Here is a 21,445-nt window from a genome sequence, read left to right as displayed (position 1 = left end):
ATGGATTATATCCATTGGTACAATCATATTAGAATCCATGGGACGCTAAACTACACGAGCCCAATTCAATATAAACTTGAACACCTTAAAAAAGTTGTTTAGTTTAGTGTTGACAGTCCAAGGATTGAAACGTATTGGCTGGGGAAACTAAGCATTATCGAAAATACCCTAACCATAGAAAGGGATACGGTAAGTAGATTATGAGGGAATCAGGAAAGAAAGATGAAACTCAAAATAAAAAAATTACTATCGATCACAAAATCCTAACAAAAGCAGAGACACGAACAGAACTGCAAACACTTAAAAGGAGTACCGTCAGGAAAATGTGGTTTCTTGACGGTATCCTTTATTGACTTTTACCTTTTTAGTTGTAAACCTTCATGGGTAGATAAGTTAAGGACTGTCCAGTAGCTGAAGCAGTTAAATTTTTTTCTAATTCGAATCCATTAATTGGTTCGATACGAGAAAACTTTTGTAAGAATGCCTCTAGTGCAATTTTCATTTCTAATCGTGCAAGAGGGGCACCTAAACAGAAATGTGGACCATTTCCGAATGTTAAATTCTTTTTATTGTTTGAACGATGAATGTCTAGAGAGAAAGGATCTTCAAACATAGTTTCATCCATGTTGGATGCACTCATCCACGCGATGACTACATCTCCTTTTTTTAAATCAACACCTAATAAATTATTGTCCTGTTTCACAGTACGATCTCTTCGTGACATATGAAAACGGTATCGGAGCATTTCTTCGATTGCGTTTGGCACTAGTTCCCGATTACTTTTTAGTACCCCATATAATGACTCATCATCATAGAGCAATGAATAGAACGTATTGGCAATCGCATGGCTGGTTGTTTCAACACCCGCGCCTAAAAGTAACATTGTGACCTGCACAATCTCCTCATCCGTCAACTTTTCACCTTCTACTTCAACTCGGATTAAGTCAGAGATAATATCATCGGAAAGGTTTGAACGTTTTTGAACGACAATCGGGTAGAGAAATTGGAAATATTCTTTTGCAGCATTTTGTTTTGCTAACTCAATGTCTTCCAGCCTTTCTTTGTCATAAGGTTGGAAAAGAATATCAATCCATTTCTTGAACTGATCTCTATCTTGTACCGATACCCCAAATAAATCTGCTATAACTAGACTAGGAAAAGGGGCAGCAAAGGCTTCAACAATATTCACAGTAGAGTTTTCTTGTATGCCTTCTACAAGTTCAGTTGCAATCTGTTGAATACGAGGTTCCCAGTTCTTCAAACTGCGGGGAGTGAAAGCTGCGGCTAACAAGGAGCGTGCCTTCCGATGTTGAGGTGGATCTAAGAGTGTAATATTCATAATAGGTGAAGTTTTTTCTTGTTTGTTGTTAGCTCCAACAAAAATGGTTGTTCTAGGACCTTCACTTGAAAAGAATTCATAGTTGCTTAACACTTGTTTAACATCTTCATATTTAAACACATTCCATGTATTTGTTTTTTCATGATAATAAACAGGATGATGATGCAACATTTCCTTATACCAATTAATCGGAAAAAATTCCTCTGCATGTGACTGGAAATTTGTGATTTCTTTAATTGGAATGACTTCTTTATTCATAATAACCTTATTCCTCCTTCAAAATGGATTACACCACTTACATTTACTTTTAATAAAGCAGCATACTTACAAGACAACTTCCTCATTTCAAAATACTCTAATTAGAGTATTTTTTGTAGAGTAAAAGGTAACAGGACATAGGACCTGCATATAATTGGAAATTTGTATAAAAAAATACTTCCATACAGCAGAACATTTTACTTTAATCGTGCTGTTAGATGGGGAGTATTTTTCATTGACTTCGCAAAAAGAATAAAATAAACTATAAAAGTACTCTAATTATAGTACTTTTATTAAAGTGTTTTAATTGAAGTGATATGGTTTGATTAAAATAAATTTTAACTCAAGGAAGGATAGCACATATGAAATTTACTCAGTTCTTAAAAACAAGAGGGGCAACTGCTACAATCTTTATGGGGATTTTCTATGCAATTGCAATGCTAGGTATATTCTTACCTGGTTATACAGCGATTCCAGGAAATATCGATAAATTACCGATTGCTATTGTCAATGATGATGCCGGTGAATATGGGGCAAAGATTGCCGATCAGTTACAAGAAAATTTACCGTTTAAGGAAATCGAGACGGATTTAACAAATAAACAGGCCTTAGACGATTTAGAACACAAGGATTTAGCATTAGTCGTACATATTCCAGAGACATTCTCCGCGGATATGCAAAAAGGTGAAGTGTCATCAAGTATCGACTTTACAGTTAATGAAGCAGGGGCAACAGTTGTTTCTTCCACTATGAATTCAATTGTTACAGAAATTAACAGCCAGTTAAGCACACAATTTTCGCAACAAACAGCTCAAGGCGTATTAATGAACTTTAATGTACCAGAAGAGCAAGCTGCTGAATTGGCTAAACAGATTGAAACAGCTTATGTAGGAAATATAGTTGCAATCAACGAAATGCCAGACGGTATGCATAATAATATGCTGCCAATGTTTTTAACGATGGCTGGTTATACCGGTGCGATGATTGGAGCGATGCAATTAGTAGCTGCCTTTAAGGAAAGCCGTGGAAAAGCAAGTAAAACACGTTTATTCAGCTATGTACAATTAACTGCGTTATTGGTTGCAGTTGTATCATCATTATTTGCTTTGGGTTTAACATATTTAATCAATGAGCCAAGTGGTGACCTGTTCTTCAGTTTAGTAGGACAGCAAATTTTAAACTATATGGTATGTTTTAACTTTACCGCGATTGTGATCTTCTTAATGGGTGAAGGTGGTATGATTTTAAACTTACCAATTTTATTAATACAAACATTAGCAAATGGTGCTACAATTACACGTGATATGATGTACTTGCCATATGAATGGATGAGTCACATTTCGCCGATGTATTACTCGGTACAGGCATACTTTGCAAACCTATATGGCAGCATTAGTCCAAGTCCGTATATTTGGTCAATGGTTACAGTAGGTGCGGTTGCCCTGTTAATTAATATTGCTATTGTCGCTTTCATCCACAAACCAATGCCAATAGAAGTATCGGAAACGGAAAGTGTAAAGAATGCAACTGAAATTACAGTGTAGTTTTGCTAAAATAAGAAGAGAATTCTTCTTGAAGGAGCAAAGAGAATGTCCATTCAAATTTTTATATTGAGTAAACTGATGGAGGATAACAACTATCCTTATAAATTAAAAAAACAGCTTTCAGAACCCATTCCATTGGATCAACTAGGTGGGTTGACAGAAAGTAAACTGTACTACCACTTTGATTCATTAGCCAAACAAGGTTTAATTGAGACCGTCGAAATCGTAAAAGAAGAACATCGACCTGATAAGCAAATATTTACGATTACGACTAAAGGTCGTGAAGAACTACCGAAAAAAATCTACAAGTTGTTTGAAAGCACGGATAAGATTAGTGATATGGTGGTAGGTTTAGCAAGCATCAAGTATGTGGATCGTGAGAAAGTAGTAGAAATATTAGAGAAAAAATTAAAGAATATTAAGGATCATTGGGAGCAAATTACTAATTTCGAAAAGCAGATTGAGATAGACAAAGAACATGAGAATTTTGCAGAATTTATGAGTGGCTATGTTTCAACTAGAACAGAGCACACAATTTATTGGCTTGAAGAGTTAATTAAGCGAATTAAACAAAGGGAAATATAATGGGATTGTAGTTTGTTCCAAAATAAAATAAAGAAAAGCCAGCTTTCATCAGATTTCTGGCTGACCTTATAATACGAACAGGTGCGTTGATCCAAGAAGGATTAACGCACTTTTTTTGTAGTGTGCTAACGGGCAGCATTAATTGAAAAAGGACGGAGATCCTTAACTATCTGAATATCGAAAACATTCCACAAATATGGTAAATGTCATATACCTAGAAGGTATTTGCTTCCTTATAAAGAATTGGATTAGATAAGATCAAAATTTTTTCAATTGGGAGTGGTTCACTATGTTAGCTTTAGCTCTACAAGGCATTGGGGGAATGAACTCATTTGCGGCTGGGGTACTTCAAACGCTTCGAAATGAGGGGGTAAAGCCCGATTTGATTTCAGCTACCAGCGGTGCTATATTGTCAGCATATCATTTTTTGCAAAAAGACCCTAATGCTATTGGAAAACATTATGATGAGTATTTTAAATCCGAAGAAAATGGAATCCCCACTTTTTTCAAATTCATGCAATACGCATACATGGGCATTCCTGAAAAATTTTCTCCTAATTACCTCAACATTTTTGAAAGATTGCCTGACAATTGGCCTTTTTCGAGATTGGAGGAATGGATTAACTTCTGCTTCCCTAACAAAATTTACAAATCTGAATTTCCTCAACAATTTTTTGATGATATCGCCAATTTTTTTTCCACCAATGAGGAAGTGGGAATTATTATGAATGCTTATAATGTTAATAACGATCAGGCGGTTTTGTATGTGAACGAACGTGCTCTGGATACAATAGAATTAAACAAGAGCGAAAATTTTGAGGTCAAACCAATAACTCCGGATGGTGTGAGAGCATGTTTGCAGTTGCTTCAATATGGAGACTTTAAAGGGGAATATGATGGAGCTTATCAATATAATCCGGTTTTGTCCCCGTTGGTAGTAGCTGACGAGATTATTTTGGTGACAGTAGCGCCACTAGGCAAATCTCTGGACCCGATCGATAACATTTTTGATATCGAAGACTTTAAATTGAAGATGTTATTTAAAAATGCCCTTTATGCAGAGCTTAATGATATTTCTCGGATTAATAAACTTATTGAATATGGAAATAAGCTGGTTCGTCCAGAATCAGCAAATAAACCGTATAAAGAGTACAAACCGATTAAAGTGCAAACCATTCAGCCTACAATTCATCGTGGACTCTTTGAATATTTTGTGGAAACCCGTGAATTTTACCAGGATGGTGTGTCTCAAGCGAAAAAGTTTATTGATGATAGTCTCTAAATAAGTAGGAACAGATTGAAAGTGGATAAATCCCTCGTATAATTCATTGTTTTTGAACTAGAATATTGAAAATTATAAAATTATTATTGACAATTCTTTTTGATATGATAAATTAAGTTTATAAGTTTAGTATGAATTAAACATATACATATTGTTAGAGGCTGATTAGACGACTAAAGGCCCCTATGTTCAATTATATGCTTGTTCAAGTATATATTGAAATAGGGGTCTTTTTGTTTTCAAACATCAAGCTCGAAGGTTAGTTTAAAGTTAATGAAATGTAGGCACTGACTACTGTTGACTGAAGCAAATCAGAAGCAAGTCGTAATCTACGCTAATTAAAAAACTAACAGGACTAATACAACAATTAAACATACTATTCGTATGAGTTTAATGAAAATGGAGTGAAGCAAATGACTACTGCTGAAAAAATTAGATTTGAGCGTGTCACAAAATCCTTTGCTGTTCGTGATACAAATAAAAAAGGAGTATTAAATGAATATACAGCGGTCCAGGATTTAAGTTTTACCGTACGAGAAGGAGAGTTTATCACTCTAGTTGGACCAAGCGGTTGCGGTAAATCTACGCTATTGGATCTAACAGGAGGTTTAACGACACCCACACGAGGCTGTATTTTAATTGATGGGAAAGAGATTACGGGTCCCGGTTTAGATCGTGGAATTGTTTTTCAACAATACGCACTATTTCCATGGAAGACGGCGCGAGGAAATATCGAATTCGGCTTAGAGGCCAAAGGTATTCCAAAGCGTGAATGGAAAGAAAAAGCAAATTATTATCTTAATTTAGTAGGGCTCAGTCAATTTGCCGATCGCTATCCACATGAATTATCTGGCGGGATGAAGCAGCGCATAGCAATTGCTAGAAGTCTAGCTTTTAATCCCGATGTCTTACTAATGGATGAACCCTATGCTGCACTAGATGCGCAAACACGTGAATCCCTGCAAAGTGAATTACTTCGAATTTGGGAAAAAACAAAGAAAACAATTATTTTCATTACCCATAGTATCGATGAAGCTATCTACTTGGGAGAGCGTGTCGTCGTGTTGACTGGGGGGGGCAGGACGAGTGAAGGAAATTGTCGATGTTCCGTTAAAATCACGAGATGCAGATATTCGTTCACATCCTGACTTTGTGAAAATACGTCAACAAGTCTGGAATTTATTACATGAACCGGAATATCTAGGAGCAAATATTTAAATAAAGAGAGGGGGTTATTCAAATGGAAACAGTAAAGTCTGTTGACTTATCTGTAAATAATAAAAAGTTAAAAAACATTGGATTTTCTGGATTACAAAAGTTATTTAAACAATCCATTGTATTAATTGCATTGTTCTTACTATGGGAAATAGCGCCACGTATAGGCTTAGTGGATGAAGCATTCTTTCCGCGATTTTCAAATGTATTAATTGCTTGGTGGGAGATGGTGAAGTCAGGTGAACTGTTTGCCCATTTTTTAGCGAGTATTATTCGTTCCATTAGCGGCTTTTCGTTAGCATTAGTTATTGCAATTCCATTAGGATTATTGATTGGCTGGTATCCCCTAACAAGGGAGCTTTTAAATCCAGTGTTGGAATTATTTCGAAATACGGCACCATTAGCTTTACTACCGGTATTTATATTATTTCTAGGAATTGATGAAACTTCCAAAATATCTATTATATTGTTTGCTTGCACATGGTCTATTCTCTTAAATACTATTGCTGCAGTGGGGAGCGTGGATCCATTACTTATTAAGTCTGCACGCTCGATGAACATTTCATCGTTTAAATTGTTTTACAAAGTTATTTTACCGGCATCTGTACCAACAATGTTTACAGGTATTCGCATGGCGGGATCAAGTGCTATCTTAATTTTAATAGCAGCAGAAATGGTAGGTGCAAAAGAAGGGTTAGGTTATTTAATCACTTACTCTCAGTATAATTTCATGATTCCAGAGATGTATGCAGGAATTCTAACAATCTCTGTTTTAGGTTTATTCATTAACTATGGTTTACTGTCGATAGAAAAAAGACTTTCACGATGGAAGCAAGATCCAACTTTATAATCGAGAATTACAGGACATTGTATTGAAGCAAGAAGTTTTAAATAAAGTGAAAGATTTTAAGGGTAGCGATTATTCTATTGAAAGTTAAGTCTGACTGCTTAGCAATCAATTTTTATTTTGTAAAAAACACACTAAACTAATATGAAAAATAGGAGAATGATAGTTATGTCAAAGAAAGAATTAAAATTAGGCGCATTTTTTATGCTTCCAGGACACCATGTTGTAGCTTGGCGTCATCCTGAAGCAAAGGAAGAGCATGTATTAGATTTTGACTTTATTAAGGAGCAGGCGGTGACAGCAGAAAGAGGCAAGTTTGATATGATTTTTCTTGCTGATGTATTAAGCGCTCGCGCAACTAATTCTGGGTTTGATCAGCAATGTTCGGTATTCTTTGAACCGTTTACTCTTTTATCAGGTTTGGCTGCGGTGACCAAAAATATTGGGCTTGTTGGGACCGTATCGACAACTTATACAGAGCCATTTAATTTAGCTCGGCAATTTGCTTCACTTGATCATTTAAGTAAAGGCAGAGCTGGTTGGAATGTTGTAACAAGTACTGGTGAAGAAACGGCACACAATTTTGGTCAGAAAGAAACTAAACATACAGAGCGTTATGAGAGAGCAGAAGAATTTGTAGATGTTGCGAAAAAACTGTGGGATAGCTGGGAAGATGATGCTATTTGTTTTAACCAAGAAACCGGGCAATTTGCAGATGCTTCAAAAGTTCATACGATTAATTATGAGGGAAAATGGTTATCTGTAGGAGGTCCATTAAATATTGCCCGTCCAGTACAAGGACATCCAGTTGTTGTGCAAGCGGGATCATCAGAAGCAGGAAAAGAATTAGCAGCAGAGACAGCGGAAGTGGTTTTTGCAGCATGGCAAACATTAGAAGATGCACAAAAGTTTTATCGTGATGTGAAAGGTCGTATGGTGAAGTATGGACGTAATCCAGATGAATTAAAAATCATGCCTGGTGTATATCCGATTGTTGGTAGAACAGAGGAAGAAGCACAACTAAAAAGACAGCAATTGTTAGATTTAATTCCAGAGGCAGCGGGTGTTGCAAGACTGTCTGCGCAGTTAGGGTTTGATTTAAGTGGTTATCCAGTGGATGGTCCGCTGCCTGAATTACCAAACATTGAAGAAGTAAATGGTTTTAAAAGTCGCTTCCAATTAGTAAAAGAGATTGCTGATCGTGAGAATTTAACTATTCGTCAGTTATATCAACGAATTGCAGGAGCACGTGGTCATCGTGAAATTATTGGAACACCAGAACAAATTGCGGATCAGTTACAAGAATGGTTTGAAAATGAAGCAGCGGATGGCTTTAATATTATGCCACCAGTATTTCCAACAGGTTTAAATGATTTTGTCGATTTGGTGATTCCCGAATTACAAAAACGCGGTATTTTTAGAACAGAATATACAGGTTCAACGTTGCGTGAAAATTTAGGTTTAGCACGTCCGGTCAATCAATTTTCGAAGGAATCAGTAGAAAGTAAATAATAAGGTTAATGTAATAGATTTTGGATTTTTGGCACTCAGCATTTTACATAAAATGTAAAAATGAAAAACTAGATTATATGGAGAAAATAATATGAAAAAAGTAAAAAAATTAGCATCATTTTTCTTAGTTACAGCTTTAGCAGGAAGTATTTTAGCAGGTTGTTCATCAGATTCAAAGAAAGCAGCGTCAAATGGAGAAAAACAAGATACAGTATTGGAGTATCAAGTTCAAGCTGGTAGGGTTTCTTTTCCTGAATTAGCAGCAGATTTAGGTTACCTAGGTGATTTGGAATTAGAAAACGTAAGTAGTTATACTGGTGGTCCTGAAAGCATTCAATTAACAGCAACAGGAGAAACGGATTTTGGTTATGCATTTAATGGAGCGATTATCAAATCGTATGCGAAAAATGTGAAAATTAAATCTGTGGTTGGAGCATATGGTAGTGATAAAACTACGTTTGTGGGTGCCTATGCGCTTGAAGGTAGTCCTATTAAGTCGGCAAAAGATTTTATTGGTAAAAAAGTTGGTATGAACATACTAGGTGCACATTTCGAATTTGTCCTTAAAGATTATTTACGCCAAGGTGGCTTAACGGAAGATGAAATTAAACAAGTAACTCCTGTTGTTATTCCAATGGTAAATTCAGAGCAAGCATTGCGCAGTAAACAAGTGGATGTCGTGTTAGTAAATAGTCTTCCAAAGGATCTTCTAATAGAAAGAGGCGGAGTGGTAGAAATCTTTAAGGATACGGATGTATATAATACGGAATTTACTGCCGGTGATTACTTCTTCTCGCAAGATTATATAGAAGAAAACCCTGATACAGTAAAGCAGTTTACGGAGGGGGTAGCGAAGGCTATCGAGTGGGCACGTACTACTCCAAGAGAAGAAGTGACTGCACGTTTTGAAAAAATCCTAGCAGCGCGTGGGGAAGATGAGATGATTCCAAGTCTTAAATACTGGAAGAGCACAGGTATTGCTGAAGAAGGTGGTCTTATTAACGATGCTGAATACGACACATGGATTAAGTGGCTTGAGAAAAATGGTGAGTTAAAAGAAGGGCAAGTTAAGGCAGCTGATTTATATACGAATGAATTTAATCCGTATGCAAAATAGAATGACAGCATCCCTCCTCCCTATAAAGGGAGGAGGTTGCTGCGGCACGTCCTTTTCTTCTTCTACGAAAGGGAGGTTAGTTGAAAGAAATTTTTAAGGCCATCCTAAACAGAATGGCTTCGATCTACATCAATTTTAGGTAATGACTCAGTATTTGCTGAAAAGGTGCTACTCAATCGTCGTTCAATGATCGGCATAAAGTAATTAAGAATAGGACCTCCCAAACATACTGTTAGTACAGTCCCTACGCCAATTGGTCCATTAAAGATAGTGGCCATTATAAGGAACAGAAGATAAATGAGTGTTCTTGAAAACAGGATGTTCGTTTTAGTCAATGTTCGTATGATTAACATTAACTGGTCTACAGGAATGGGGGCGAAATTTGTGTGTAAATAGATTGCAGTTCCAAAACCTATTAAGACTAATCCTACCCCGAAACAAAGCAATTTACTGAACCATATCTCCGGAGTGATGAAATGCCCTAAGAAAAATAACCATAAATCAATTCCTATACCCGTTAAAACAGCTGATACCAAACCAAGATACTCTGGTCTGTGCCTTTTTAACAACGAGTTGCACATAATAATGATAAAGGCGAGAATGATTTCCCAACTGCCAACAGTAAGCCCAATTTCCATAGAAAGTCCAATCAAAAGTGCATCAAAAGGAGAGGTTCCAAGGTGCGATTGTATGGTGAAAGAAATGCCCAAGCTTAAAATCAAAATGCCTAATCCGTAACAAAGGTATTGCTGATTATTCGACTTTTTCATCATTATCGGTGCAATAATTCTTTCGTCATCAATAAATGCGGAATTCCATCCTCTATAAATACGCTTGATGAAGTCTGATAGCCTAGTTTTTTATAAAAACCCTGTGCCTGTGTTTGACCGTGTAATTTGACCCGCGTTGTTCCTCTTTCCTTCGCAATTTCCTCTAATGCTGTAATAATTACTTTACCAAGACCGAATTTTCGGTAATGTTCCAGAATACAAATCCTCTCTAATTTTCCGAATTCATCAACCCATCTCACTCGTCCCGTTCCGACAGGTTGTTCTTCGTAATAGACTAAGATATGTTCACATTGACCATTAAGCTTGTCAAACTCGTCAAATTCATCCTCTAAGGGAACGCCTTGTTCCTTAACAAATACCTCTTTTCTTATGTGAAATGCCTTTCTTAAATCTTCATCAATGGTTATTCTTTTTACATTCATTTCTTTCAGTCCTTTTAAATTAATTTGTCCAAGAATATTTGTACTTTAATAATAAAATTAAATCATTTTATTGTATTTACAACAAAATTAGGTTAAATTTAATTTATATCAGTTATGTTGTAATTGCAACAAAAATTTCGTTAAGGAGTAAATTTATGAAAGAAATTTTACGCGAAATTGGAATGATAGCTAGGGCATTAGATTCTATAAGTAATATTGAATTTAAAGAATATGAGCTTACTAAAGGGCAGTATTTGTACCTTGTGCGGATATGTGAAAACCCAGGAATCATTCAAGAAAAGTTAGCTGAAATGATTAAAGTAGATCGAACAACAGCAGCTCGTGCCATAAAAAAACTTGAAATGAATGGGTTTATTCGAAAGGAAGCTGATGAAAAGAACCAAAAAATTAAAAAACTTTTTCCAACAGAGAAAGGGACAAATGTTTATCCGTTCTTAATAAGAGAACATAATTATTCGGATATGGTTGCATTAGCTGGGTTTTCTGAAAGCGAAGTGGAGACCATTTTTGATCTTCTTCAAAGAGTTAGAAAAAATATAGAAAAAGAGTGGGAATTTGTGAAAAAAGGAAACAAGAGAAATTATTGAGTATATAAAGGAGCGATATATTTAAATGGTTAAAAATATAAAAAAGTGCACTATTGAAGACGTATGCATACTTCAAGAAATTAGTTATGAAACATTTAATGAGACATTTAAGCAACAGAATTCACCTGAAAATATGAAAGCCTATTTGGAAAGGGCATTTAACTTAAAACAATTAGAAAAAGAATTATCTAATATCTCTTCGGAATTCTTTTTTGTTTATTTTAATGATGAAGTCGCCGGATATTTAAAGGTCAATATCAATGATGCTCAGTCTGAAGAAATGAGTGATGAATCACTTGAAATCGAGAGGATTTATATAAAGAACAAATTTCAAAAACATGGGCTTGGTAAATATCTGTTAAATAAAGCTATGGAAATTGCGATGGAACGTAATAAAAAGAAAATCTGGCTAGGTGTATGGGAAAAAAATAAAAATGCTATTGCTTTTTATAAGAAAATGGGGTTTGTTCGAACTGGATCTCACTCTTTTTATATGGGTGATGAAGAGCAAATGGACTTTATAATGACCAAAACACTCATATAACTTTTTTGAAAGCAGTTCAAGGATTTAAAATAAAAATCAACAAGATAGAAGGAAAAGCTAAGTTAAGTCAAAATCACCCTGTTGAACGACAAGAGCCAATTATTAAAGAGTTAGAAAATACTTCCCAACCAGATAATATCCATATAGCCTCTCTTATGAAGAAAAATCTACAAAGAGTGTGAAGAAATACACTTAAACGATCGGGTAGGGTTGAGGCGCCTGTCCCTCATTACTTTACAACGTTAAACAGCCGGGGGACAGGCACTTTAATCAGGAATGCTTTAATGGAGTAACGGGAAAAGCCCAATTTCTCAACATTAAATTGAGAAATTGGGCTTTTAATATTGGAATTTCCTTACCGTTGAAAATTCATATTTCGTATATTTAGATATCATTTTTTGTGAGTTCTTTTTTTGTAAAATAGTTTTTTTCTTGTTTTAAATTTGCAACAGTTATGATCCATCATAGCGATGGTTGTATAAATACATTGATAAACATGAGAAACTGTGGTAAATTTATATAGATACACCAATTTGGATTTTTTGTATAAATTATCCCTATTATAATTATACAACATAAAATCCTTTTCAGTCAACCCCTATTTTTATTTTTTTTAAAGGAGTGTTTGATATGAACATGGAACTTCGTCAGGAGCAAGAACGAGTGAACAGTGTAATGGAGACAATTATAGAGCAAATCACTAGATTGGAGGGCGAAACTTCCAGGCGTCGGATGGAAGTGGTGAATATCCGTAAACACTTTTGGGATGAAGTAAAGGTTAACGTTGATACCTTCGACGATTATCTTGAGACAATCATCGGCTTGAGACAAGAGGCTCAAGCTTTGTCCGTAAGCCAAAGCACCCATAGACATGCATCTAAGAGATTATCTGCGCTGCGGCGGATGCAAGATGTGCCTTATTTTGGTCGGATTGATTTCATTGAAGAAGGAACTTCAACTGCGGAACGAATCTATATCGGCATTTCTACGCTCACGGATACAAGCGGAGAAAATTTCCTTATTTACGACTGGAGAGCTCCGATCTCGAGTGTCTACTACGACTACCAGCCTGGCCCAGCCAAGTATGCTACACCTGGATGTGTCATCCATGGCACACTGGAGAAAAAGTGGCAATATCTCATCCGCGGCGGCATTATCCAATCTATGTTCGATACCAGTCTCACTATTGGTGACGAGATTTTACAGCAGGTGCTTGGTAAGGGTACAGATAAACATATGCACAATATAGTAGCGACCATTCAACAGGAGCAAAACCGCATCATCCGGCACGATCGCGGGCGAATGCTCATTGTACACGGCGCGGCTGGCAGCGGTAAGACATCGGCTGCCTTGCAGCGGATTGCTTATTTACTCTATAAATATCGAGATATACTGAATGCCGATCAAATCATTCTTTTTTCGCCTAATTCAATGTTTAATAGTTACGTTTCCAATGTGCTTCCAGAACTTGGTGAAGAGAATATGCAGCAGGTCACATTCCAGGAGTACTTGGATCATCGGCTGAAAAGTGAGTTTCAAGTTGAGGATCCTTACGATCAATTGGAATATGTTTTGACTGCAGTGGATAAACCATTATACGAAACAAGGATTGCGAGCATCCGATTCAAGGCTACCATCTGTTTTTTTGAGGCAATCAAATCATACAGGGAGTCGCTGGAATTATCCGGAATGGTGTTCAAGGGGATTATCTTCAGAGGAAAGACAATTGTTACTGCTAAACAAATTGAGGAAAAGTTTTATAGTGGTGACACCTCGCTTCGCTTTCATAGCAGACTTGAAAAATTGAAGGATTGGCTAATTAAGCAAATAGATGAAGCCGAGAAGCTCGAACGGACTAAGCCGTGGGTACAGGAGGGAATCGAACTGCTTAGCAATGAGGAGTACCATAAGGCATATACTTACTTAGCGGAAAAACGCGGTTTTAAAGGAGCTTCGATTCATGATTATGAAATCGAGCCTGAGGCGTTAGCCCGCTTGATTGTTCGCCAGAAATTAAAGCCGTTGCGAAAACGAATCAAGGCGTTTCGTTTCGTCAACATTAAGGGAATATACAGGCAGTTTTTTACCGATCCCATCCAGATTAAACAGTGGATGGACCGGGAAGTACCTGGGGAGTGGCCAGATATTTGCCTATCGACTGTGAAAATGCTAGACGAAGGTAAACTATTTTATGAAGATGCTACTCCGTTTTTACTAATAAAAGAGCTGATTCAAGGCTTTCAGACGAACAGCTCGATCAAACATGTAGTTGTAGACGAGGCACAAGATTATTCTCCATTTCAATTTGAGTTTTTGAAACGATTGTTTCCTTCGGCAAGAATGACCGTGCTCGGTGACTTTAACCAAGCAATATTCGCCCATGCCAGCGAAATGGTCGATTTCCACACACTTACTGGCTTATACGGTCCGGATGAAACAATTGCAATCAATTTGACTCGCAGCTACAGATCCACAAAACCAATTATCGAATTTACACGCGGACTTGTACCTGACGGCGAACGGATTACCGCTTTTGAACGCGATGGTGAGAGGCCTATATTGACGCAACTGTCTAATCGTGCTGAATTGCATCGCTCCATAGCTTCCCAAGTTGCAGATTTACGGAAACGGCAGTACAGCACAATAGCAATTATATGCAAATCTGCAGAGGAAAGCACAGCTGCATACGATTCCTTGAGAGGCATCGAAGGAATTAAGCTCGTGAAGAGTGGATCGATTGAATACGAGCAAGGCGTTGTCGTCATGCCCGCGTATTTGGCCAAAGGTATCGAATTCGACGCGGTTATCATTTATAACGCATCAGCGGAAGTATACGGAGATGAGAGCTTACGCAGATTGTTCTACACCGCCTGCACCCGGGCTATGCATTACTTGCGGCTTTACAGTATAGGCGAACTGAGTCCTTTTTTACGCAATGTTCCGCCGGAGAGTTTACTTCTGAGCTTGACTTGACACGGAAGAGAAAGAAATGCACAGCCGTGCCAATTGTTCTGAACTGACGATTATATCGTTGATGTAACCATATTTTAATTGGGTATTTTGCAAATCGAAAGGAGAAAGAATTTGAAAAATCAAAATGAAACAACTCAAAACGGAGGGACATTTGGGAGTAGAGGTAACTTTTTGTTGGTCATGATTATGATTCTAGGTGTATTTGTAGCCATTTTAAATGAAACGCTGCTTAACGTAGCATTGCCGAAAATTATGAATGACTTCGGAATCTCGCCGAGTACCGCGCAATGGTTGACAACTGGATATCTACTAGTTATTGGTGTGCTTATACCAGTCACCGCTTATTTAATTCAGCGGTTCACGACAAGAAGTTTGTTCCTTGGAGCTATGGGCTTGTTTACGGTGGGGACATTGGTAGCGGCTATCGCACCAGGGATTGAAGTGCTTTTGATTGGAAGGCTGCTTCAAGCGGCGGGTACCGGGCTGCTCTTTCCTTTACTAACCAATGTGGTATTCTCCATCGTTCCTATTGAAAAAAGGGGTTCGGCAATGGGGACCATTGGAATTGTCATTACTTTTGCTCCAGCGATTGGCCCCACTTTATCAGGAATCATTGTAGAGCATTTCAGTTGGAGGGTTCTCTTTTACGGCGTTCTGCCGATTGCACTGTTTGTTATTATATTTGCATATGTGATGCTCAAAAACGTGACGGAGACGACTAAACCGAAGATTGATCCGATATCGCTTCTACTTTCAACCTTAGGCTTTGGGGGGATTGTATATGGATTCAGCAGTTCTGGTGAAGGTCATGGGGGTTGGTCGAGCAATGAAGTCTTAGTTCCAATTGCAATCGGCGTTGTTTCTTTAGCCTTGTTTACTTGGAGGCAATTGACGATTTCACAACCGTTGCTAGATTTAAGAACATTTAAATACAACATTTTTAGGATGTCGACGCTGATTATGATGATTGTCATGATGGCGATGTTTTCAGCGATGATGTTGTTGCCGATTTTTCTCCAGAATGCGTTAGGTTACAGTCCGTTGGAGGCAGGTTTGATTATGTTGCCAGGCGGTATTGTTATGGGAATAATGTCACCAATTACAGGCCGATTATTTGATAAATTTGGTGCCAAGTGGCTTGCGCTTATCGGATTGGGGTTGATAGCAAATACGCTGTGGCAATTTGCTTTTATCACATTGTCAACACCCTACAGTACGATTATGATTTTCAATACGCTATTAATGTTGGGGATTTCAATGGTCATGATGCCGATTATGACCAACGCTTTGAACGAATTGCCACCTCCATTATATCCACATGGTACGGCTATTATCAGTACTCTCCAGCAGGTGGCTGGCGCTGTCGGGACAGCATTACTTGTATCAATCATGACCAATCGTTCTACTCGTTTTATGGAAAAAACAGTGATTAAGGAAGATGAGTCTACATTACAAATTCTGGCGATGATTGCTGGAATGAAAAGCGCGTTCTTACTTGCATTCGTACTAGTAGTCATCGCATGGATAGTCTCATTATTTATAAAACGGTCCGTTCCACAAGAAAAGAAATTGAAAATAAAGCAGGGTGCTGCGAACTGACAGAGAGTTAACTCATTGTCAGGAGTAGGTTGTGTTAGATATTCTAGAAAAGGGCGCATTTCCGGAATAGGGAAAGCGTCCTTTTTGCATGAAAGGGCTGGATTGTTGGGAGGACAGACAGAAGAATACTCATAAAAGATTGCGTGTGAAGTATTGGATTGAAACGAAGTAGGTTAAGTTGAGCGAGTTGTAAAGAAAAAATTTTGATTCCAATTAATGTTAATGACCCTGTTAAATGAGCAAACAGAAAGGGCATGTTTTGAAAAAAGATTGATCAAAACATGCTCATAATATAATTGGTTTAATCTAGGTGCTATTTTTCTGCATGACTGGAAACGTAATTTTTTCTTTAGCTGATGAATTCCATTTAGTCACAGCTTTCACCTTTCGGCAATAGCGATTAATTCTTTCATTTATTAGGAAACAGAGAAATTGAAACCTTACCCTAACTTTTCCATATAGTTAACAAAATTAATGACAGCGGAGGGATTTCAATGAGTTTTAATAATGACAAACTAAACAATTCAAGTTATCTAATGCTAGCTTTTATTGGTTAGGGAATTGGGGCGTTATTAGGATTAATTGCTTATGTGAAAGATTGGTTTTGATTTGAATAAAGGATGGTCAGTGAAAAAAGCTTTTTAATTTAGAAGAGTTTGAGTATCAGCTATAATTCTTCTTCAACAAACCAGCTACTAGAAACTTCAGTGATCTTCAAGAAAAGGGCGCAATTCTCTAACAAAGTATTATGCTAATTATAGTGAGTATAGTCAAAGTGTTACATACAAAAAAGACTGGCATAAAACAATATTCTGGGTAGGAGATAATTAATTTCTATACAAGGCTCTGTTATTGATTTTTAGCTAAAATAATAGCCTGGCAAAAAAACGCCAAGCTATTATTATTTGTTTTAGTTAGAACATTGATTTGACTATATTTCATATCTTCCATAATCATTACCCTATATTTATATCCCCTATTAAGTAGAGTGCTGCTTTTCCAGCCATCTTTACCCGTGTGTCCTCGTGCTTACAATAAAGCGTACCGCCTCTATTGGATAACTGTTTTGCTGCCATTTCACGTTTCTTCAGTTTCTCTGCCCAAAATGGCACTAAACCGCAGTGAGCAGAACCACATACTGGGTCCTCATTTACCTTTAACTTTGGGAAAAATGCTCTTGAAACAAAATCATAATCATTTCCTTTGGCCGTAACAATAACTCCAAGACCCTCTGGCAACTGTTCTAGTTTTGAAAAGTCAGGACTTAGATTTTTCACTGCTTCTTCTGACTCTAATACACATAACAAATCTCTATTTAAATATGCTTCTATCGGTGTGGTTCCCAAAGCATCAATCATTTGTTCAGTAAGAGGTATCTCCTTTGAAGAGGCAATTGGGAAATCAAGTTCATACAAATCATCTTTTCTATTGACTGTAAGTACCCCACTCATTGTGTCGAATTGAATGGTTTTCAATTGATTTTCAACATAGTTCATAATGACAAAAGCAGTTGCTAAAGTTGCGTGACCACAAAGGTTGATTTCTCCTCCAGGTGTAAACCATCTAAGTTTATAGTTTTCTATCCCTTTTACTGCAAATGCCGTTTCAGAAAGGTTATTTTCAATAGCAATCTTTTGCATAATGTCATCAGGAATCCATTCATTCATAACACAAACCCCAGCAGGATTTCCCTCAAACACTTTTTCTGCAAATGCATCAACCACATAATACTTCATAATTTTCCCCTCCTAGATTAATCAAATTAAACGTAAAATGTTCAGGTGTTATACTTGGATATCCTTATATTAATAGGTACATATGTATAACAGTCAACTTAACCATATAACACTTAACTTTCAAAACAGTGCTGATGGAGGATTTATTATGAAGATTGAAATAAACAGGAACTCCAATATTCCGATTAATCGACAAATTTATGAGAATATAGCAGATAGAATCAGGTCAGGGGGATTATCGGAGGATGAACGTTTGCCTTCTGTTAGAGCGTTAGCAAAACAATTAGGGGTAAGTGTACTTACAGTTGTAAGAGTGTATGAATGGTTAGAAAAAAATGAGTTAATTGAACGGATACAAGGAAAGGGGACGTTTGTTAAAGCTAATATTACATCAGAAGATAAAGAAAATAACAAAAGGAACAATTTCGAATGGCAATTATCCGTTTTAGATTATCTTCCCCGAACTCAGTTTGGTGCCCATTATGGTTCTTTTGAAAACTGTATTCAGTTTTCTGTTGCAGCGATTTGTCCATCTTTACTTCCAAATCATTATCTGGAGAAAGAAATCCATTCAACTTTAAAAAAGAATCCGAGTATTTTATCAAGTTATGGACCTGCACAAGGGGATGAGGAACTTAGAAAAGCGATGAGTGAGTATCTTCGCAAACAAAATTTAAATATTGACCATAAAGATATATTGGTAACTAATGGTGCTCAACAAGGAATAGATTTGGTGGCGAGAACTTTTATAGGACCAGGTGATGTTGTGGTTACAGAAGCCCCCACTTATCCAGCGGCAATTGATACATTTCGAGCTCGTGGGGCTACGATCGTTCCCGTACCGTTAGATGAAGACGGGATGAGAATGGACCTTTTAGAAAGAGTTTGCGAAATATATAAACCCAAAATGATATATACCATCCCTAACTTTCAGAATCCAACTGGAAGGGTTTTAAGTCGAAAAAGAAGGGAGCAATTATTAATATTTGCCCAAGAACATCAAATAATCATTGTAGAAGACGACCCATGGAGTGAGATATTTTTTGACAAGAAACCTCCATCACCCATAAAAGGTCTTGATACAAACGGTTTTGTCATTTACTTAAAGGGGCTGAGCAAGACATTGGTTCCTGGTTGCCGGATAGGGCTACTAACCGCAAATGGCACTCTGTTTAATCGTTTAGTGGCATCTAAAGTGAATACGGATCTTGGTAGTCCATTATTAACACAAAAGGCAATCCTCCCATTTTTTCATTCGAAAAGGATGGAGGACCATATGGAAAAGCTGAGATTTGCTTTGAAATTAAGAAGGGATAAAGTTATAGAACTCTTCAATTCCCATATGCCGAATGAAGTTCAATGGATTGAACCAACAGGTGGATTAAATATATGGGTATCCATTCCCTCAGAGTGGAATACGAACCATTTATTAATCGAATGTCAAAAAGAGAATGTTTACTTTCTTCCTGGTTCAGCTTGTTTCGCAGGAGAACCCGAAAATTATCATTTAAGGTTAAACTTTTCCTATTTATCGGATAGTGAATTAGAAAATGGAATCTTAAAATTTTGCAATATCACAAGAAAATTTTTATCTTCAAATCAACTATTTAGACAATCACCTATTATGTAAAAAAGGCTGCAACAAAAATACTTCCAGATTAAAGTTTGATGGTTGTAAGATATGGAACCTTCTACAATGAAATTCGTAATAGTATAAAGAGAGGATGATTTCTAGTAAATGGTTTCATATTACCGGGATACTCTTTTTATTTTCTGTAGTTACAACAGCGGCGGATTAAAAGTTGTTAAAATGTATTCTAATAGGAATGGGGGGATTAGATGGCATGGTTAATCCTGCTTGCAGTTGTTATTTGGTTTATTTTGTTTTTACGCAAAAAACTTTCATTTAAATTTGGTTTATCTCCAAAATCATTAGAGATAAGACCAATTAAAGGGTTAAAAAAATTAAGTGATAACTTGGAGCGGTCCCTTAGTAAAGGTTATATGGAAAACGTAGAAGTGAGGGTAAGGAAAGAGCATAGGTTAAAAGAAAATGAGTATAAGTGGCGTTTACTAGATTTAAAACGTTATTTTATTTTGACTTTTCTTTTAAAAGAGTCTCCAATGTTTAGCGAGAAAGTTGATGAACTGTGGCATCAAATGCTTATGTTCACCCGTGAGTATGATGATTTTTCCAAGAAATATCTAGGGACGATTCTTCATCACAGTCCAAATGTAAATGTATTGCCCAATCCTGATTTGCGGGGATTTTTTGATTGGGTGTATGCTGAGCTTTTTTTCATAAGAAAAGAGAATATCCATCTTTATAAGGGGTTTTTCAGGCACCCTGTACATCCAATAATGATTGATGAGTTTAAACATTTATCAGAAGATGAACTTATAGATATGTATTTTAAGAGGGATACCCAATATAGTATGACTGTACTCGCTCTTATCTCTTCCATGAAAAAAAACGCAGCTCAGATAAAGGATTATGAAAAAAGCGTCATACACGAAAAAATGAAAAAGAGCAAAAGGGAGCAAAACTATAACACAATGCTTGTTCCTTTCCTATCTGTTTCTTATTTTCATTATGATGAATTTTCAAGTTACATGAACATGAGCAGCAACAGTGCATCAAGCTGCACAAGTTGCGGGTCGGCCAGCTCCTGTAGTTCTTCTTGCTCGTCTGATAGTTCCTGCTCTAGCTGCGGTGGGGGTGGAGATTAATAATAGATCCCTTTAGGATTTTAACTTCTTTATAAAGTATTTAAAAATTTGTAGTCGATTAAGGCACTATCTTAGTGTAACGGGTCAGAATTCCTGAAAAATATAAATAGAAAAATTAAAAGTTTGTAAAGAAATGTACTTGAATGAACGGGTGCAATTCTTCAAGAAGGGGAATAGTTTTTTCTTATTGAAGTAAAGGGTGGGATAGTTTAATAAGGAAAATACTGGATAGGCTACACTTAGTTGGACAGAAATTTTAAGGTCAAGTAGACTACAGTTAATATAAACGAGGAGAACCTACCATGACCAAAAGAGAGCGGAGAACATTTACACAAGAATTTAA

At 36.8% G+C, this 21,445-nt stretch carries 17 protein-coding genes and 1 pseudogene; 14 read left to right on the top strand and 4 right to left on the bottom strand.

Annotation, left to right across the window (positions count from 1 at the left end):
* Complete coding sequence (locus ACE199_RS22595; RefSeq protein ID WP_375349433.1) at nucleotides 1-102, top strand: IS3 family transposase; 102 nt, start codon at nucleotides 1-3, stop codon at nucleotides 100-102.
* 262 nt (nucleotides 103-364) lie between these two features.
* Here the strand turns inward: ACE199_RS22595 and ACE199_RS22590 are convergent, their stop codons facing one another.
* Nucleotides 365-1,597, bottom strand: coding sequence for a cytochrome P450 (locus ACE199_RS22590; protein WP_375351745.1), 1,233 nt, complete (start codon nucleotides 1,595-1,597; stop codon nucleotides 365-367).
* 362 nt (nucleotides 1,598-1,959) lie between these two features.
* On the opposite strand from ACE199_RS22590, the gene ACE199_RS22585 reads away from it, so the two are divergent.
* The 7 genes and pseudogenes from ACE199_RS22585 to ACE199_RS22555 all read left to right on the top strand — a co-directional run bounded on the left by ACE199_RS22585 (nucleotide 1,960) and on the right by ACE199_RS22555 (nucleotide 9,699).
* Nucleotides 1,960-3,141: a YhgE/Pip domain-containing protein gene (locus ACE199_RS22585; RefSeq protein WP_375351744.1), complete on the top strand. Its 1,182-nt coding sequence runs from the start codon at nucleotides 1,960-1,962 to the stop codon at nucleotides 3,139-3,141.
* A 45-nt stretch (nucleotides 3,142-3,186) separates the two neighbouring features.
* The gene (locus ACE199_RS22580) at nucleotides 3,187-3,726 is read left to right on the top strand and encodes a PadR family transcriptional regulator (RefSeq protein WP_375351743.1); all 540 of its coding nucleotides are present in this window, start codon (nucleotides 3,187-3,189) and stop codon (nucleotides 3,724-3,726) included.
* A gap of 289 nt (nucleotides 3,727-4,015) precedes the next feature.
* Complete coding sequence (locus ACE199_RS22575; protein ID WP_375351742.1) at nucleotides 4,016-5,008, top strand: patatin-like phospholipase domain-containing protein; 993 nt, start codon at nucleotides 4,016-4,018, stop codon at nucleotides 5,006-5,008.
* Nucleotides 5,009-5,421: 413 nt separating this feature from the next.
* Nucleotides 5,422-6,226 (top strand): annotated as a pseudogene (locus ACE199_RS22570) (ABC transporter ATP-binding protein).
* A gap of 22 nt (nucleotides 6,227-6,248) precedes the next feature.
* On the top strand, nucleotides 6,249-7,073 hold the full coding sequence (locus ACE199_RS22565) for an ABC transporter permease (protein ID WP_375351741.1): 825 nt from the start codon (nucleotides 6,249-6,251) through the stop codon (nucleotides 7,071-7,073).
* Between the two features lie 165 nt (nucleotides 7,074-7,238).
* Nucleotides 7,239-8,582 carry an LLM class flavin-dependent oxidoreductase gene (locus ACE199_RS22560; protein WP_375351740.1) on the top strand — a complete coding sequence of 448 codons (1,344 nt, stop codon included), beginning with the start codon at nucleotides 7,239-7,241 and terminating at the stop codon, nucleotides 8,580-8,582.
* A 91-nt stretch (nucleotides 8,583-8,673) separates the two neighbouring features.
* Nucleotides 8,674-9,699: an ABC transporter substrate-binding protein gene (locus ACE199_RS22555; RefSeq protein ID WP_252286216.1), complete on the top strand. Its 1,026-nt coding sequence runs from the start codon at nucleotides 8,674-8,676 to the stop codon at nucleotides 9,697-9,699.
* Between the two features lie 104 nt (nucleotides 9,700-9,803).
* On the opposite strand, the gene ACE199_RS22550 is transcribed toward ACE199_RS22555, so the two are convergent.
* Both ACE199_RS22550 and ACE199_RS22545 read right to left on the bottom strand, forming a co-directional pair.
* Nucleotides 9,804-10,469, bottom strand: a complete 666-nt coding sequence (locus ACE199_RS22550) for a YczE/YyaS/YitT family protein (protein WP_375351746.1) — start codon at nucleotides 10,467-10,469, stop codon at nucleotides 9,804-9,806.
* A 2-nt stretch (nucleotides 10,470-10,471) separates the two neighbouring features.
* Nucleotides 10,472-10,912 carry a GNAT family N-acetyltransferase gene (locus ACE199_RS22545; RefSeq protein ID WP_375351739.1) on the bottom strand — a complete coding sequence of 147 codons (441 nt, stop codon included), beginning with the start codon at nucleotides 10,910-10,912 and terminating at the stop codon, nucleotides 10,472-10,474.
* A 155-nt stretch (nucleotides 10,913-11,067) separates the two neighbouring features.
* Between ACE199_RS22545 and ACE199_RS22540 the strand changes: the two genes are divergently transcribed.
* From ACE199_RS22540 to ACE199_RS22525, 4 genes are all read left to right on the top strand, one after another.
* A complete protein-coding gene (locus tag ACE199_RS22540) occupies nucleotides 11,068-11,520 on the top strand; it encodes a MarR family winged helix-turn-helix transcriptional regulator (RefSeq protein WP_375351738.1) in 453 nt (150 codons plus the stop codon).
* Nucleotides 11,521-11,545: 25 nt separating this feature from the next.
* On the top strand, nucleotides 11,546-12,064 hold the full coding sequence (gene paiA / locus ACE199_RS22535; RefSeq protein WP_375351737.1) for a spermidine/spermine N(1)-acetyltransferase: 519 nt from the start codon (nucleotides 11,546-11,548) through the stop codon (nucleotides 12,062-12,064).
* A gap of 630 nt (nucleotides 12,065-12,694) precedes the next feature.
* Entirely contained in the window at nucleotides 12,695-15,037 is a 2,343-nt protein-coding gene (gene helD, locus ACE199_RS22530; protein WP_375351736.1) for an RNA polymerase recycling motor HelD, read from the top strand.
* Between the two features lie 111 nt (nucleotides 15,038-15,148).
* Entirely contained in the window at nucleotides 15,149-16,636 is a 1,488-nt protein-coding gene (locus ACE199_RS22525) for a DHA2 family efflux MFS transporter permease subunit (protein WP_375351735.1), read from the top strand.
* 956 nt (nucleotides 16,637-17,592) lie between these two features.
* Here ACE199_RS22525 and ACE199_RS22520 read toward each other — a convergent pair.
* Nucleotides 17,593-18,372 (bottom strand): PhzF family phenazine biosynthesis protein, encoded by a 780-nt coding sequence (locus tag ACE199_RS22520; RefSeq protein WP_375351734.1) that lies wholly within the window; start codon nucleotides 18,370-18,372, stop codon nucleotides 17,593-17,595.
* Nucleotides 18,373-18,520: 148 nt separating this feature from the next.
* On the opposite strand from ACE199_RS22520, the gene pdxR reads away from it, so the two are divergent.
* Together pdxR and ACE199_RS22510 are read left to right on the top strand one after the other, a co-directional pair.
* Complete coding sequence (gene pdxR, locus ACE199_RS22515; protein ID WP_375351733.1) at nucleotides 18,521-20,002, top strand: MocR-like pyridoxine biosynthesis transcription factor PdxR; 1,482 nt, start codon at nucleotides 18,521-18,523, stop codon at nucleotides 20,000-20,002.
* A gap of 209 nt (nucleotides 20,003-20,211) precedes the next feature.
* Nucleotides 20,212-21,102 (top strand): glycine-rich domain-containing protein, encoded by an 891-nt coding sequence (locus ACE199_RS22510; RefSeq protein WP_375351732.1) that lies wholly within the window; start codon nucleotides 20,212-20,214, stop codon nucleotides 21,100-21,102.
* The last annotated feature ends 343 nt before the right edge of the window (nucleotides 21,103-21,445 follow it).

This window comes from Peribacillus sp. Hz7, from assembly GCF_042136355.1.
Classification (GTDB): Bacteria; Bacillota; Bacilli; order Bacillales; family DSM-1321; genus Peribacillus; species Peribacillus asahii_A.
The sequence above is the reverse complement of the archived record's forward strand: the minus strand, read 5'-3'. Positions and strand labels throughout refer to the sequence as shown.